The organism is Citrobacter sp. RHBSTW-00570, assembly GCF_013739755.1.
GTDB classification, from domain to species: Bacteria; Pseudomonadota; Gammaproteobacteria; order Enterobacterales; family Enterobacteriaceae; genus Citrobacter; species Citrobacter braakii.
In genome coordinates, this window is sequence record NZ_CP056399.1 from 3,784,736 (window position 1) to 3,799,791 (window position 15,056).

Annotated in this window: 13 protein-coding genes; 4 read left to right on the plus strand and 9 right to left on the minus strand. The window is 51.3% G+C overall.

What is annotated here, in order from left to right:
* The first annotated feature begins 4 nt into the window (after positions 1–4).
* A complete protein-coding gene (queC, locus tag HV237_RS18065) occupies positions 5–700 on the plus strand; it encodes a 7-cyano-7-deazaguanine synthase QueC (RefSeq protein WP_003021638.1) in 696 nt (231 codons plus the stop codon).
* A gap of 107 nt (positions 701–807) precedes the next feature.
* Here queC and fadM read toward each other — a convergent pair whose 3' ends face one another.
* The 9 genes from fadM to bolA form a co-directional block, all read right to left on the minus strand.
* Positions 808–1,206 carry a long-chain acyl-CoA thioesterase FadM gene (fadM, locus tag HV237_RS18070; RefSeq protein WP_016152055.1) on the minus strand — a complete coding sequence of 133 codons (399 nt, stop codon included), beginning with the start codon at positions 1,204–1,206 and terminating at the stop codon, positions 808–810.
* Between the two features lie 105 nt (positions 1,207–1,311).
* Entirely contained in the window at positions 1,312–1,686 is a 375-nt protein-coding gene (locus tag HV237_RS18075; protein ID WP_047357699.1) for a helix-hairpin-helix domain-containing protein, read from the minus strand.
* A 146-nt stretch (positions 1,687–1,832) separates the two neighbouring features.
* On the minus strand, positions 1,833–3,707 hold the full coding sequence (ppiD, locus tag HV237_RS18080; protein WP_016152053.1) for a peptidylprolyl isomerase: 1,875 nt from the start codon (positions 3,705–3,707) through the stop codon (positions 1,833–1,835).
* Between the two features lie 267 nt (positions 3,708–3,974).
* Positions 3,975–4,247, minus strand: a complete 273-nt coding sequence (hupB, locus tag HV237_RS18085) for a nucleoid-associated protein HU-beta (RefSeq protein WP_003021629.1) — start codon at positions 4,245–4,247, stop codon at positions 3,975–3,977.
* 208 nt (positions 4,248–4,455) lie between these two features.
* Positions 4,456–6,810 carry an endopeptidase La gene (lon, locus tag HV237_RS18090; RefSeq protein ID WP_016152052.1) on the minus strand — a complete coding sequence of 785 codons (2,355 nt, stop codon included), beginning with the start codon at positions 6,808–6,810 and terminating at the stop codon, positions 4,456–4,458.
* Between the two features lie 184 nt (positions 6,811–6,994).
* The gene (gene clpX, locus HV237_RS18095) at positions 6,995–8,269 is read right to left on the minus strand and encodes an ATP-dependent protease ATP-binding subunit ClpX (protein ID WP_003831013.1); all 1,275 of its coding nucleotides are present in this window, start codon (positions 8,267–8,269) and stop codon (positions 6,995–6,997) included.
* A gap of 126 nt (positions 8,270–8,395) precedes the next feature.
* Entirely contained in the window at positions 8,396–9,019 is a 624-nt protein-coding gene (gene clpP, locus HV237_RS18100; RefSeq protein ID WP_003021624.1) for an ATP-dependent Clp endopeptidase proteolytic subunit ClpP, read from the minus strand.
* Between the two features lie 247 nt (positions 9,020–9,266).
* Positions 9,267–10,565, minus strand: a complete 1,299-nt coding sequence (gene tig / locus HV237_RS18105) for a trigger factor (RefSeq protein WP_181541580.1) — start codon at positions 10,563–10,565, stop codon at positions 9,267–9,269.
* Between the two features lie 344 nt (positions 10,566–10,909).
* Positions 10,910–11,227 carry a transcriptional regulator BolA gene (gene bolA / locus HV237_RS18110; RefSeq protein WP_016152051.1) on the minus strand — a complete coding sequence of 106 codons (318 nt, stop codon included), beginning with the start codon at positions 11,225–11,227 and terminating at the stop codon, positions 10,910–10,912.
* A gap of 306 nt (positions 11,228–11,533) precedes the next feature.
* Between bolA and HV237_RS18115 the strand changes: the two genes are divergently transcribed.
* The 3 genes from HV237_RS18115 to cyoA all read left to right on the plus strand — a co-directional run bounded on the left by HV237_RS18115 (position 11,534) and on the right by cyoA (position 15,039).
* The gene (locus HV237_RS18115) at positions 11,534–12,112 is read left to right on the plus strand and encodes a lipoprotein (RefSeq protein WP_016152050.1); all 579 of its coding nucleotides are present in this window, start codon (positions 11,534–11,536) and stop codon (positions 12,110–12,112) included.
* A gap of 44 nt (positions 12,113–12,156) precedes the next feature.
* A complete protein-coding gene (ampG, locus tag HV237_RS18120; protein ID WP_047357698.1) occupies positions 12,157–13,632 on the plus strand; it encodes a muropeptide MFS transporter AmpG in 1,476 nt (491 codons plus the stop codon).
* Positions 13,633–14,091: 459 nt separating this feature from the next.
* A complete protein-coding gene (gene cyoA / locus HV237_RS18125) occupies positions 14,092–15,039 on the plus strand; it encodes a cytochrome o ubiquinol oxidase subunit II (protein WP_003847580.1) in 948 nt (315 codons plus the stop codon).
* The last annotated feature ends 17 nt before the right edge of the window (positions 15,040–15,056 follow it).

Here is a 15,056-nt window from a genome sequence, read left to right on the forward strand (position 1 = left end):
AACCATGAAACGTGCCGTTGTTGTATTCAGTGGGGGTCAGGACTCCACAACCTGTCTGGCGCAAGCGCTGCATCAGTATGATGAAGTGCACTGCGTGACCTTTGATTATGGTCAGCGCCATCGCGCTGAGATTGATGTCGCACGTGACCTGGCCTTAAAACTTGGCGCGCGTGCGCACAAGGTACTTGATGTAACGCTGCTCAGCGAACTGGCCGTCAGTAGCCTGACCCGCGATAACATTCCGGTACCCGATTACGAACCGGATGCGAACGGCATTCCCAATACCTTTGTGCCAGGACGCAATATTCTGTTTTTAACGTTGGCGGCGATTTACGCGTATCAGGTGCAGGCGGAGGCGGTCATTACCGGCGTTTGTGAAACGGATTTCTCTGGATATCCGGACTGCCGCGATGAGTTCGTCAAAGCCCTGAACCATGCCGTAAGCCTGGGAATGGCGAAAGATATCCGCTTTGAAACCCCGCTGATGTGGATCGATAAAGCCGAAACCTGGGCACTGGCCGATTACTGGGGCAAGCTGGACCTGGTACGCGAAGAAACGCTGACCTGTTATAACGGCATCAAAGGTGACGGTTGCGGTCACTGCGCGGCCTGTAATCTGCGCGCCAACGGCCTGAACCATTATCTGGCAGATAAACCGGCAGTGATGGCGGCAATGAAGCAGAAAACAGGACTAAAGTGATCGATTTGCCGGATGGCGGTGCACGCACCTTATCCGGCTTTCGACATTCACCGTGGTCAATATCGCCCGTAAGCCTGATAAGCGAAGCGCCGTCAGGCTTCCTTCCATCACTTCACCATCTGCTCCAGTTTTTCGCGCAACTCCCCTTCCAGCGGTAGCGCCTTTTGCGTTTTCAAATCAATACAGACGAAGGTAATCAACGCGTCTGCCACCACCTGTCCTTCCGGCTCCAGGGTGATAGTCTGGTTCAACACACCGCTTTTGCCATTTAACTGTTGCACCTGACTGGTAATGGTCAGCAGGTCGCTCAGCACCGCAGGGCGGCGGTAGTTAATGTTAATATTCACGACCACAAAAGCGATGTTGTGTGCGGTCATCCACTGAAAGCTGTCGCTGTTTTCCAGGCCATCCCAGCGGGCTTCTTCCAGAAACTCAAGATAGCGAGCATTGTTAACGTGCTGATAGACATCAAGATGAAAACCACGAACTTTGATTTGTGTTTGCATAGCGCAGGAGCCTTACGTTGTTTTTATAGGAACACACTTCAGGGTAAGAGGTCATAACTGGTATGACCTCTACAGTCTGGCAAACTTTCAGCACTCTGCAAGTTATTAAAGTGTTAAAACTGCCAGATTGCGCTCTACCAGCGAACTCCCCATGCCCGGCACCTGCTTTAAGTCCTCCACCGTTTTAAACGGCCCGTACTCCTCACGATAGCTGACAATCGCCTGTGCTTTCTTCAGACCTACGCCATTCATGACTCGCGCTAAATCCTCCGCAGAAGCGCTGTTGATGCTTACCCTGGTGCCTTCATCATCGCTCGCTTTAGCCGGTTGCGTGGCTTTGCTTTGTGCTACTCCCGTAGCATCCACTTTGGCTTGAGTCGCCTGGCTTTTGGCGACTGGCTCTGCAGCCAGTGCGCTTTGAGCCATACCGGCGCAGGTCAATGAAAGGGTAATAAGCAGGGCTTTGATTCCATGTTTCATACTGTTTTCTCCTTGTTTGTTAACAGTGGAATCACGATAGCGAGGTGCAGAACGGCAGACAAACGGCAAATATCAGAAATGGAAAAGGCCGCGAAAGCGGCCTTTGGTTGATACAACTTTTTGCAATTTTTTGCGAGTAGCCTCGGTTATTGCTGCTGTTCCAATGCGTCACCGACTTTAATTTTTGCGGCTTTACGCAGGTTGCTCATCAGCGCTTCAAAGACAATCTGCGCATTGTTCTGGGTAATCCCCTGAACCATCGCTTTCTTCTGCTCTTCAGGCATAGAACCGGCTTTCACCTCGTCCAGCGCCAGCAGTACAACGTTACCCTGCATGTCGTTCGCCACGCCGTAGCTCGGTTTGTCTTTCGCCGGCAGGCTCAGGCCAAAGGCCGCCTGACTCAGCGGATCCTGACCCGTACGGCTCAGCGTTTTCGCCTCGCCAAAGCTCAGACCCGCCGCTTTCATGGCTTCATCGCCTTTACCAGCTTTCAGATCCGCCAGCAGTTTATCGGCATCAAGCTTCGCCTGCTGCTCTGCTTTATTGTGCTTAACAAGCGCAGTTACCTGATCTTTCACTTCAGCCAGTGGTTTAACGGCTTCAGCTTTGTGCTCTGCAATACGCAGTACAAACGCGCGATCGCCATCCACGGTGATGATGTCGGAGTTACTGCCAGGCGTACCGTTCTCACCAACCAAACCACCATTGAAAATGATGTCAGCGACCGGTTTGAAGTTCAGCTCTTCCGGCAGGCTGTCACGGCTAAACCAGCCCGTTTCAACCGCTTTCATACCCGCCGCCTGCTCCGCGCCCGCCAGGGATTCGTTATCGTTGCTGGCGGCATCGCTCACTTTCTGCTGCAGCGCATAGTAGGCATCCAGCGCTTTTTCCTGCTTCACTTTCGCCGCAATGTCGTCGCGGGCTTCGCTCAGCGGTTTAACCTGCGCAGGCTGCACGTCGTCAAGACGCGCAACGAGGAAACCAACGGAAGACTTAATCACACCTGACAGCTGGCCTTTCTCTTTCAGACCGGCATTCTTCAGCTCATCCGGGGTGGTGGAATCTTCCAGCCATCCCATATCGCCGCCTTTACGGGCAGAGATGATGTCAGCAGATTTTTCTTTTGCCAGCGCAGCGAAATCACCGCCTTTGTTCAGCTCGTCCAGTACCGCTTTGGCTTCATCTTCCGTTTTGGTCTGAATGATGCTGTAGCGGTTACGCTGCGGCTGAGTGAACTGATCCTGATGCTGGTCATAATAAGCCTGAATATCAGCATCGCTGGCCGTCTCCTGCATAGCAGCAGCATCCAGCTTGATGTAGCTCACGCGGAACTGTTCCGGCGTCATAAAGTTGTTTTTATTCTGCTCGTAGTAGCTGGCAACTTCCTGCTCGGTAACAGACTGCTTCGCGGCCAGTGCGTTAACGTCAATTGTCGCCTCGCGAACGATACGCTGCTGTGCGACCAGCGCCGCCAGCTCGTCCGTTTCGCCTTTCAGCATGAAGTCCGTACCGGCAACGCCGTTAATCAGTTGCTGGGTAGTAAGCTGATTACGTAATGCCTGAGCGTACTGGTCTGCGGTCATTCCCATCTGATTAACAATCGCGTTGTAGCGATTGTTATCAAATTTACCGTCCACCTGGAACGCAGGCGTGGCGAAAATAGCCTGTTTAACCTGATCGTCGCTGATGTTGAGATTAAGCTCGCGGGAGTACTGATCCAGCAGCGCTTCGTCAATAAGACGATTCAGCACCTGCTGACGCAGCGTTTTCATGTAGCCTTCGTTCGCAGCCAGTTCGGAGTATTGATCGCCCAGCTGTTGCTGCATGCGGTTACGTTCGCTGTTGAACGCATTCTCGAACTGCCCGCGGCTAATCTCCTGGCCATTCACTTTGGCGGCGAAGTTATTGCCCCCGCCAATCAGGTAACCACTCACGCCGGTCAAAATGAACGACACGATAATGATACCGAAAATAATCTTGAGCACGAGACTGTTAGCAGCCGTGCGTAAGCTGTCCATCATGGTGTAACCACACTCCGCTGTAGATGACTATACGCGTTATCTCTCAAGCCGCCTGCGCGTTGTCACAACAGCGGCGGCAAGGATTTTGAGTATATATGCTTCACGCAGCATAGCGTTTCCTGAACGCTGCGTACAAAGGCCTATTGTGACAAGAAACAGGGGCAATTGTCAGCCCACAACGCGTAGAAAGTACCGGAATTACAAATAAAAAAGGCACATCAGTCGATGCGCCCTTGTACTTCGTCACATCCCCAAAGGGGAAATCACTTAGTTTACCGCGTCTTTCAGTGCTTTACCTGCACGGAAGCCCGGTACTTTAGCCGCGGCGATGGTGATCTCTTTACCTGTTTGCGGGTTGCGACCAGTACGGGCAGCACGCTCTTTAACGGCAAAAGTACCAAAACCTACCAGCGCTACGTCATCACCTTCTTTCAGAGATTCGGTAACAGAAGCAATAATTGCATCTAACGCACGTCCAGCCGCAGCTTTAGAGATATCAGCCCCTGCAGCAATTTTGTCGATCAGTTGAGATTTATTCACTCTTCTCTTCCTCTTTATAATTTATATCGCACCTGAATCCTTCAAAGTGCGAACGCGCAGCAGTTATATCAGGCCTGCCATGCCCTTACAACACCCGTTAATGATGGCAAGCCCAATCCGTCATCTAAATTAGCTATACAAAAAAAGGCTGGCAAGTCCGAAATGGCCTGCCAGCCCTGTTTTTATTAGTGCTCTTTGCGCGAGGTCACTATTTTGCGGTCACAACCTGCATTCCGGAGGGCTCATTTTGCAACGCGAGCGTCAGAACCTCCTCAATGCGTTTCACCGGATGGATGTCCAGATCGGCAATTACGTTGTCCGGAATCTCTTCCAGGTCACGTTTGTTTTCGTCTGGAATTAAGACCGTTTTAATACCACCACGGTGTGCTGCCAGCAGTTTTTCTTTCAAACCACCAATAGGCAGAACCTGGCCACGCAGGGTGATCTCGCCGGTCATCGCCACGTCGGCGCGAACCGGGTTACCGGTCAGACAAGAAACCAGCGCGGTACACATGGCAATACCCGCACTTGGACCGTCTTTCGGCGTCGCCCCTTCAGGTACGTGAACGTGGATGTCGCGTTTTTCGTAAAAGTCCGGATTAATGCCCAGTTTTTCCGCGCGCGCGCGCACCACGGTCAGCGCAGCCTGAATGGATTCCTGCATGACTTCACCCAGAGAACCGGTGTAGGTCAGCTTACCTTTACCCGGTACGCAGGCGGTTTCGATGGTCAGCAGATCGCCGCCCACTTCCGTCCATGCCAGACCGGTTACCTGACCAACGCGGTTTTCGTTGTCCGCGCGGCCATAGTCAAAGCGCTGTACGCCCAGGTAGTCGTGCAGGTTGTCGCCATTGATCTCAATATGTTTCAGCGACTTGTCGAGCAGCAACTGTTTCACCGCTTTACGGCACAGTTTGGAAATTTCACGCTCCAGACTACGCACGCCAGCTTCACGGGTGTAATAACGAATAATGCCCACAATGGCGCTATCGTCGACCGTCAGCTCACCTTTTTTCAGCGCGTTACGCTCAATCTGTTTCGGCAACAGATGACGTTTAGCAATGTTCAGCTTCTCGTCTTCGGTATACCCGGACAGACGGATCACTTCCATACGATCCAGCAACGGTGCGGGAATATTCATGGAGTTAGAGGTCGCTACGAACATCACGTCGCTGAGATCGTAGTCCACTTCCAGGTAATGATCGCTGAACGCCACGTTCTGCTCTGGATCCAGCACCTCAAGCAGTGCGGAAGCCGGATCGCCACGCATGTCGGAAGACATTTTGTCGATCTCATCAAGCAGGAACAGCGGGTTTTTAACGCCCACTTTAGCCATTTTCTGGATCAGTTTACCCGGCATCGAACCAATATAGGTCCGGCGGTGACCGCGAATTTCAGCTTCATCACGCACGCCACCCAGCGCCATACGGATGTATTTACGTCCGGTTGCTTTAGCGATGGACTGTCCCAGAGAAGTTTTACCTACCCCCGGCGGCCCAACCAGGCACAGGATCGGCCCCTTGATTTTATTCACACGGCTTTGAACCGCGAGATACTCAAGAATACGGTCTTTGACACGTTCCAGACCGTAATGGTCGGTATCGAGGATTTCCTGAGCCTGACGCAGATCTTTTTTGACCTTGCTACGCGCATTCCATGGCACCTGAACCATCCAGTCGATGTAGCCACGGACTACGGTCGCTTCCGCTGACATCGGAGACATCATTTTCAGCTTCTGCAGTTCTGCTTCCGCTTTCTCTTTTGCCTCTTTCGGCATTTTCGCCGCGTCGATTTTACGCTTCAACGCTTCGTTTTCGTCCGGCGCATCGTCCATCTCGCCGAGCTCTTTCTGAATGGCTTTCATCTGCTCGTTCAGATAGTACTCACGCTGGGATTTTTCCATCTGCTTTTTCACGCGGTTGCGAATGCGTTTCTCAACCTGCAGCAGATCGATTTCAGACTCCATCATCGCCATCAGATATTCCAGACGTTCGTTAACGTCGGACATCTCCAGTACGGACTGCTTGTCAGCAAGCTTCAGCGGCATGTGCGCAGCGATGGTGTCCGCCAGACGTGCAGGATCGTCAATGCTGTTCAGCGACGTCAGCACTTCGGGCGGGATTTTCTTGTTCAGCTTGATATAGCCTTCGAACTGGCTGATAGCGGTACGCACCAGCACTTCCTGTTCGCGCTCATCAATAGCAGGCGAGTCGAGGTACTCCGCTTTCGCAGAGAAGTGCTCGCCGTTGTCAGACAGCGCTGAAATACGCGCGCGCTGTAACCCCTCGACCAGCACTTTTACGGTGCCGTCAGGCAGTTTCAGCATCTGCAAAATAGAGGCCACGGTCCCGACGGTGAAAAGATCGTTTACACCCGGCTCATCCGTTGACGCTTCTTTCTGGGCAACCAGCATGATTTTTTTATCATGGTCCATAGCCGCTTCCAGACAACGGATAGATTTTTCCCGCCCTACAAATAAGGGTATGACCATGTGCGGATAAACCACCACATCGCGCAACGGCAATACGGGGATTTCAATGCGTTCAGAACGCTCAGGATTCATAGAGCTCTCTCTTAGTTTAGTTTCCGCCAGGTAATCAGGTGGTACGACTGTGCTCCACACCACCTTTAACATGTATGTCAGTATATGGGGATGTTTCCCACACATTCAACGCCATGTTTACGGAAAAATAAAAGGGGAGATAAAATCCCCCCTTATTAATTAAATGTCTGTATGAATTGATGAATTATTCGCCAGATGCCTGCTGCGCTTCCGGCTTACCGTAAATCAGCAATGGCTTGCTCTGGCCGCCAATCACCGACTCATCGATCACCACTTTTTCGACGTCTTCCATAGAAGGCAGATCGTACATGGTGTCAAGCAGCGCGGCTTCGACGATAGAACGCAGACCACGAGCACCGGTTTTACGTGCCATCGCTTTCTTGGCGATCGCATCCAGCGCTTCCTCACGGAATTCCAGATCAACACCTTCAAGATTGAACAGCGCCTGGTACTGCTTGGTCAGGGCATTTTTCGGCTCTTTCAGGATCTGGATCAGCGCTTCTTCACTCAGTTCGCTCAGCGTCGCTACAACCGGCAGACGCCCGATGAACTCAGGGATCAGACCAAATTTGATCAGATCTTCCGGCTCCACCTGCGACAGCAGTTCACCTTCACTGGCTTTATCAGACTGCGCTTTTACCGTTGCGCCAAAACCAATGCCGGAGCCCGTTTCAACACGGTTAGCAATGACTTTATCCAGACCGGCAAAGGCACCGCCGCAGATAAACAGGATCTTGGAGGTATCAACCTGCAGGAATTCCTGCTGAGGATGTTTACGCCCCCCCTGCGGAGGAACGGCAGCAACCGTACCTTCGATCAGTTTCAACAGCGCCTGCTGTACGCCTTCGCCGGAAACGTCACGGGTAATGGACGGGTTGTCAGACTTACGAGAAATCTTGTCGATTTCATCGATATAGACGATCCCGCGCTGTGCTTTCTGCACGTCGTAATCGCACTTCTGCAGCAGTTTCTGAATAATATTTTCAACATCTTCACCCACATAACCAGCTTCGGTCAGCGTGGTGGCATCGGCCATAGTGAACGGAACGTCCAGCAGGCGTGCCAGCGTTTCAGCCAGCAGCGTTTTACCGGAACCCGTCGGGCCAATCAGCAGGATGTTACTTTTGCCCAACTCGACGCCATTGCTGGTGTCGCCGTTGCGCAGACGTTTGTAATGGTTGTATACCGCGACCGCCAGCACTTTCTTCGCCTGCTCCTGACCGATAACGTAATCGTCCAGGTGGTTGCGAATTTCATGTGGCGTCGGCAGCGCACTGCGTTCACGGTGCGGTGCTACTTCCTTAATCTCTTCGCGAATGATGTCGTTACATAAATCAACACATTCGTCGCAGATATACACGGATGGTCCGGCAATCAGCTTACGCACTTCATGCTGGCTTTTGCCGCAAAAAGAGCAGTACAACAATTTGCCCGAGCCATCTTTGCGTTTATCTGTCATGGGTCAAAACCTCTTCTTTGTTCTTTGTGCCGCACACGACGACGCAAATGCCATTCTCAGGCGCAAGACGCTAGTCAGCGTTGTGCCGCTCCAGGTAATTATAGCGGTACACCTGCGCGCTGGGCATTAATTACGATGGGTCAAAATCGAGTCGACCAGACCGTACTCTACCGCTTCAGAAGCGGAGAGGAAGCGATCGCGCTCGGTATCACGTTCAATCTGCTCAAGAGATTGACCCGTATGATGCGCCATAAGTTCGTTCATGCGCCCTTTTACCTTCAGGATTTCACGGGCATGAATTTCAATATCCGTTGCCTGGCCCTGGTAACCGCCCAGAGGCTGGTGGATCATGACGCGAGAGTTAGGCAGGCAAAAACGTTTACCTTTCGCCCCGGCAGTCAGCAGGAACGCGCCCATTGAGGCCGCCTGGCCCATACAAATGGTGCTGACGTCCGGCTTAATAAACTGCATGGTGTCATAGATAGACATCCCGGCAGTGATCACTCCACCAGGGGAGTTGATGTACAGGTAGATATCTTTTTCTGGGTTTTCTGCTTCCAGGAACAGCATCTGCGCCACGATCAGGTTAGCCATATGGTCTTCGACCTGGCCGGTCAGAAAAATGACGCGTTCCTTAAGTAGACGAGAATAGATATCAAAAGAGCGCTCACCACGTGAGGTCTGTTCAATGACCATCGGCACCAGCGCCATATGGGGTGCAAAGTTATCTCGTTCGCCGCTGTATGACATTTCCGTCTCCTGGATAAAATTTGAAAAAACCTGCTGTGCTGATTGTAACCTTATGGACGGATTATCAGCTAGTCCCTCAGTAATGGGTACGACATCGCCATAATTCAAGCATAACAATCTTTTGTTGTAACGCTAACACTGAAACGCTGTTTTCGCACTCTTCCCATGCAAAATCCGTGACAAAAAAAAACCCGCCACCAAAAGGTGACGGGCTTGCGTACGAAATTCGTGCTAAATAAGCGACGAATTACGCCTGCTGGTTCATCAGCTCGTTGAAGGAAGTGGCTTTTTCAGTCACTTTCGCTTTCGCCAGAACGGCTTCAACAGCCTGCTCTTCCAGAGCGACGTTACGCATGTTGTCCATCAGCTCTTTATTTTTGCTGTAGAACTCAACAACTTCTTTCGGATCTTCGTAAGCAGAAGCCATCTCTTCGATCAGGCCTTTAACGCGATCTTCGTCAGCTTTCAGCTCGTTGGTACGAATCACTTCGCCCAGCAGCAGACCTACAACTACGCGACGCTTAGCCTGTTCTTCGAACAGTTCACGCGGCAGTTCCAGAGCTTGTTTTTCGTTGCCGCCAAAACGCTGTGCAGCCTGACGACGCAGAACGTCGATTTCGCTGTCGATCAGAGCAGCCGGAACGTCGATGTCGTTAGCTTTTACCAGACCTTCGATCGCCTGAGATTTAACGCGGTTACGCACAGCGCCTTTCAGCTCACGTTCCATGTTTTTACGTACTTCAGCGCGCAGACCCGCTACGGAACCATCTTCAACGCCGAAACGTTTGATGAATTCTTCAGTCAGTTCCGGCAGTTCGCGCTCTTCAACTTTCTTCAGGTTGATAACGAACTTAGCGGCTTTACCTTTCAGGTTTTCAGCGTGGTACTCTTCCGGGAAGGTCACATCGATAGTGAACTCTTCGCCAGCTTTGTGGCCTTTAACGCCTTCTTCAAAGCCTGGGATCATACGACCCTGGCCCATCGCCAGTACGAAGTCAGACGCTTTGCCACCTTCTAACTCTTCGCCGTCTACAGAGCCGGTGAAGTCGATGGTTACACGGTCTTCTGCATCAGCAGCGCCGTCTTTGTCTTTCCAGGTAGCCTGCTGCTTACGCAGGGTGTCCAGCATCACGTCAACGTCAGCGTCGGTGACTTCAACAACCGGTTTTTCAACTTCGATTGCTTCCAGGCCAGTCAGCTCAACTTCCGGGTAAACTTCGAACTCTACCGCGTAAGTAAAATCTTCACCCAGTTTGTATTCGCCCGGAACGTAGTTCGGTGCGCCAGCCGGATTGATTTTTTCTTTGATGATCGCGTCAACGAAGTTGCGGCTCATCAGGTCGCCCAGAACGTCCTGGCGAACAGACGCGCCATAACGCTGAGCAACAACATTCATCGGTACTTTTCCTTTGCGGAAACCGTCAATACGCACTTTCTTCGCTACGTTGACCAGCTCGCTTTTCACAGCGGTCTCGATGCTGTCAGCAGCGATAGTAATCGTTACACGGCGGCCAAGGCCTTGAGTGGTTTCAACTGAAACTTGCATCTTGTTACCTCAAAAAATCACAGTGCTCGGTCAACTCTTCTCCGCAAGCACAGGTTGTTGGCTTCGCGGAACTGGGATGTTCTCATAAGCAATCACATTCCCTGTCGTCAGAATCATCCCGAAGACATTCCGAAAAATAAGACGCGCATTATAGCGGCATCACTTTTATGAGTCGAGAACGGTTATCGCGCGTTGCTGCGGCTTTTTTCACAATTCCCGGCTAATTTTTGTCTGAATACTGTACGACTGCCCCAGAATTCAGACAAAACAAAACGGCCCGCAGGCCGTTTTCACATAATCTGTAGCAACATACTGGAAAAGCGTCGGTTGTTGCAAATCCGTTTTTACGCGATGCTTCCCGCCCCACGACACGGAGGCGATGCAAAAATCGTATCCTGCAACGCTTCCCACTCCTTAATGGTGTAGGTATGCAGGGCAAGTGCATGAACGGTTGTGGAAAGCTCCACCGTTAAGGTGCTGTAAATCATCCGATGACGATTCAGAAAACGCTCACCTGTAAAGCGATCGCTAACCAGCACAACCTTAAAGTGGCTTTCAGAACCTGCCGGGACATTGTGACGATAGCTTTCATCCACAACTTCGAGGAACACGGGTTGGAACGCTGCCCTTAATTTTTCTTCTATTTGCTCACGAATCATCATGAAGTTTTTCCTCCGACAACGCTGAGATGTCACCCATCCCTTTAAATACTAGCCGCTTTTACCGCTTTCATTACACCTTAGCAACAAAAAATTAGCGTTTGTCTGATTTTCTCAGCCAAATGGATGAAGTTCACTAAATCCTCACTTCGATTTATTGCAAAAAGTCCGTTTATGGTCTCCACAAAGACATAAAACTGACAACACAATGAATTTACATGCGTTACCCACTTCCCCTCATCGTTGGCGATGTTATGATGGCGGGAATTTTCTCCAACCATACAATTTAGATTCGCTGAGAGCCCTGGCATGTTTAAAAAAATCCTCGTCCCGTTTGTCGCGCTGTTTATGTTAGCTGGATGCGCAACGCCGCCGACCACTATTGAAGTTTCCCCGAAAATTACCCTGCCACAGCAGGACCCGAGCCTGATGGGTGTGACCGTTAGCATCAACGGTGCCGACCAGCGTCAGGATCAGGCGCTGGCAAAAGTTACCCGTGACAACCAGCTTGTTACCCTGACCGCGTCCCGCGATCTGCGCTTCCTGCTGCAAGAAGTACTGGAAAAACAGATGACCGCACGCGGTTATATGATTGGGCCAAACGGTGCTGTTAACCTGCAAATCATTGTTAGCCAGCTGTATGCAGACGTGTCCCAGGGTAGCGTGCGCTATAACATCGCCACCAAGGCAGACATCGCCATCATTGCGACTGCTGCTAACGGCAACAAGATGACCAAAAACTACCGCGCAAGCTATTCTGTTGAAGGCGCATTGCAGGCCTCTAACAAAAATATCGCTGACGCCGTTAACAGCGTGCTGACCGATACCATCGCTGATATGTCTCAGGACACCAGCGTTCACGATTTCATCAAGCAGAACGCTCGTTAATTTCTGCCCATATGGCCCGGCGTTCGTCGGGCCTATAGAAGCCCATGTCCAGTCATTACTTACGTATTTTTCAGCAGCCACGTTCAGCTATCCTGCTCATACTGGGATTCGCCTCCGGTTTACCGCTCGCATTGACCTCGGGTACGCTTCAGGCATGGATGACGGTCGAGAATATCGATCTTAAAACCATCGGTTTCTTTTCTCTGGTCGGTCAGGCCTACGTGTTTAAGTTCCTCTGGTCTCCGCTAATGGACCGCTACACGCCGCCGTTTTTAGGTCGACGCCGTGGTTGGTTGCTGGCAACTCAGGTGCTGTTACTGATTTCTATCGCCGCGATGGGCTTTCTGGAGCCAGGCACGCAGCTACGCTGGATGGCCGCGCTTGCGGTGGTGATCGCGTTTTGCTCGGCATCGCAGGATATCGTCTTTGACGCATGGAAAACCGACGTGCTACCCGCCGAAGAACGCGGCACCGGCGCGGCTATCAGCGTGCTGGGCTATCGTTTAGGGATGCTGGTTTCCGGTGGGCTGGCTCTGTGGATGGCCGACCGCTGGCTGGGCTGGCAAGGAATGTACTGGCTGATGGCGGCGCTGCTGATACCTTGCATCATCGCTACCCTGCTAGCGCCCGAACCGACTGATGCCATTCCGGTGCCCAAAACGCTGGAGCAAGCGGTTGTGGCCCCGCTGCGCGATTTCTTTGGTCGTAACAACGCCTGGCTAATTCTGCTGCTTATCGTTCTGTATAAGCTCGGGGATGCCTTTGCCATGAGCCTGACTACAACCTTTTTAATCCGCGGCGTCGGATTTGATGCGGGTGAAGTTGGCGTGGTGAATAAAACGCTTGGACTGCTGGCAACCATCGTTGGCGCGCTGTACGGCGGGATCCTGATGCAACGCCTTTCGCTGTTTCGCGCATTGCTGATTTTCGGCATCCTGCAGGGGGCGTCGAATGCGGGCTACTGGTTATTGTCCATCACTGACAAACACATGTTCAGTATGGCCGCCGCCGTCTTCTTTGAAAACCTGTGTGGTGGTATGGGTACGGCAGCGTTTGTCGCCTTATTAATGACGCTGTGCAATAAGTCCTTTTCAGCGACCCAGTTCGCTCTGCTCTCCGCGCTTTCAGCCGTTGGTCGCGTTTACGTTGGCCCGGTAGCAGGTTGGTTTGTTGAAGCGCACGGGTGGCCAACGTTTTATTTGTTCTCTGTGTTTGCCGCTATCCCCGGCCTCATACTGCTGCTGGTTTGTCGTCAGACTCTGGAACATAGCTGGCAAAATGAGAGCTTCATTCCGCGCACGGAATTTCGTGGCGCGTACAGCCTGGCATTAATGACGTTGGTTGCGGGCTGCTGTCTGCTGGTAGTTTGGCTGCTGCTGTTAACCATGAACGCGCTGGATTACACCCACTTCTCCTTCCTGCCGGAACTGCTGGAAATCTCGGTGGTGGTCGCGGTCTGCGGGGTCGTTTTTGGTGGATTGCTGGATTACCTGGCACTGCGCAAAACCCGCCTGGCGTAAAAACCCACATTAATATCGCCGTTGTAATCACCCTGCGTAATTATAACGGCTAAATAAACAACAATTATTAAAAATATTATTTGTTATTTTGTGCGCCAAAGAATTTGGAAATTATTGACGCCTTTTATATATACTATTTCCCTTACTCGATTCAGCCACTACAGATTTATTTTTTGTTCTGCAATTGTCTTTTTATTGATAATCAATTGTTAAACAATTGTTTTATTTTCGTATTGGTTATACCAATTGCCCTCAGCACGTCTCCCGCTTGCCCGCTTTCGTTATAACGTGATGTTGCAACAGGTTCTTAAAGTCAAAACGACATATATTGCAACATATGTGACATGCACGGCAGAACCCAGTAACACAGATCCAAGGATGTTTACAGTAATGTAACCTTCCCGTAAAATGCCCTCACACTTTAAACGCCACCCGGTCCCGTGGAATTGAGGTCGTTAAATGAGACTCAGGAAATACAATAAAAGTTTGGGATGGTTGTCATTAATTGCAGGCACTGCATTACTCAGTGGCTGTAATTCTGCGCTGCTTGACCCTAAAGGACAGATTGGACTGGAACAACGTTCTCTGATACTGACGGCATTTGGCCTGATGTTGATTGTCGTTATTCCTGCCATCTTGATGGCTGTTGGTTTCGCCTGGAAGTATCGTGCAAGCAATAAAGATGCGAAGTACAGCCCGAACTGGTCACACTCCAATAAAGTGGAAGCTGTGGTCTGGACGGTGCCGATCTTAATCATCATTTTCCTTGCCGTACTGACCTGGAAAACCACTCACGCTCTTGAGCCAAGCAAACCGCTGGCGCATGACGAGAAGCCCATTACCATTGAAGTGGTTTCCATGGACTGGAAATGGTTCTTCATCTATCCGGAACAAGGTATCGCTACCGTGAATGAAATCGCCTTCCCGGCGAATACTCCGGTTGAGTTCAAAGTGACGTCCAACTCCGTGATGAACTCCTTCTTTATCCCGCGTCTGGGTAGCCAGATTTATGCCATGGCCGGTATGCAGACTCGACTGCATCTGATCGCCAACGAAGTCGGTACTTATGATGGTATCTCCGCAAGCTATAGCGGACCAGGCTTCTCCGGTATGAAGTTCAAGGCTATCGCAACAAAGGACCGCGCCGAATTCGACCAATGGGTTGCTAAAGCTAAACAGTCCACGAACACCATGAGCGACATGGCTGCGTTCGAAAAAGTGGCTGTGCCAAGCGAATACAACCAGGTGGAATACTTCTCCAACGTGAAACCAGATTTGTTTAAAGACGTTATTAACAAATTTATGGCTCACGGTAAGAGCATGGACATGACCCAACCCGAAGGTGAGCACAGCGCACACGAAGGAATGGAAGGCATGGACATGAGCCACGCGGAATCCGCTCACTAAGGGGCCGAGGAAGAATA

Excerpts from the sequence above, each read along its gene's own strand:
- queC (WP_003021638.1), top strand. The coding sequence starts at position 5 with ATGAAACGTGCCGTTGTTGTATTCAGTGGGGGTCAGGACTCCACAACC.
- fadM (WP_016152055.1), bottom strand. The coding sequence starts at position 1,206 with ATGCAAACACAAATCAAAGTTCGTGGTTTTCATCTTGATGTCTATCAG.
- HV237_RS18075 (WP_047357699.1), bottom strand. The coding sequence starts at position 1,686 with ATGAAACATGGAATCAAAGCCCTGCTTATTACCCTTTCATTGACCTGC.
- ppiD (WP_016152053.1), bottom strand. The coding sequence starts at position 3,707 with ATGATGGACAGCTTACGCACGGCTGCTAACAGTCTCGTGCTCAAGATT.
- lon (WP_016152052.1), bottom strand. The coding sequence starts at position 6,810 with ATGAATCCTGAGCGTTCTGAACGCATTGAAATCCCCGTATTGCCGTTG.
- clpX (WP_003831013.1), bottom strand. The coding sequence starts at position 8,269 with ATGACAGATAAACGCAAAGATGGCTCGGGCAAATTGTTGTACTGCTCT.
- clpP (WP_003021624.1), bottom strand. The coding sequence starts at position 9,019 with ATGTCATACAGCGGCGAACGAGATAACTTTGCACCCCATATGGCGCTG.
- tig (WP_181541580.1), bottom strand. The coding sequence starts at position 10,565 with ATGCAAGTTTCAGTTGAAACCACTCAAGGCCTTGGCCGCCGTGTAACG.
- bolA (WP_016152051.1), bottom strand. The coding sequence starts at position 11,227 with ATGATGATTCGTGAGCAAATAGAAGAAAAATTAAGGGCAGCGTTCCAA.
- HV237_RS18115 (WP_016152050.1), top strand. The coding sequence starts at position 11,534 with ATGTTTAAAAAAATCCTCGTCCCGTTTGTCGCGCTGTTTATGTTAGCT.
- ampG (WP_047357698.1), top strand. The coding sequence starts at position 12,157 with ATGTCCAGTCATTACTTACGTATTTTTCAGCAGCCACGTTCAGCTATC.
- cyoA (WP_003847580.1), top strand. The coding sequence starts at position 14,092 with ATGAGACTCAGGAAATACAATAAAAGTTTGGGATGGTTGTCATTAATT.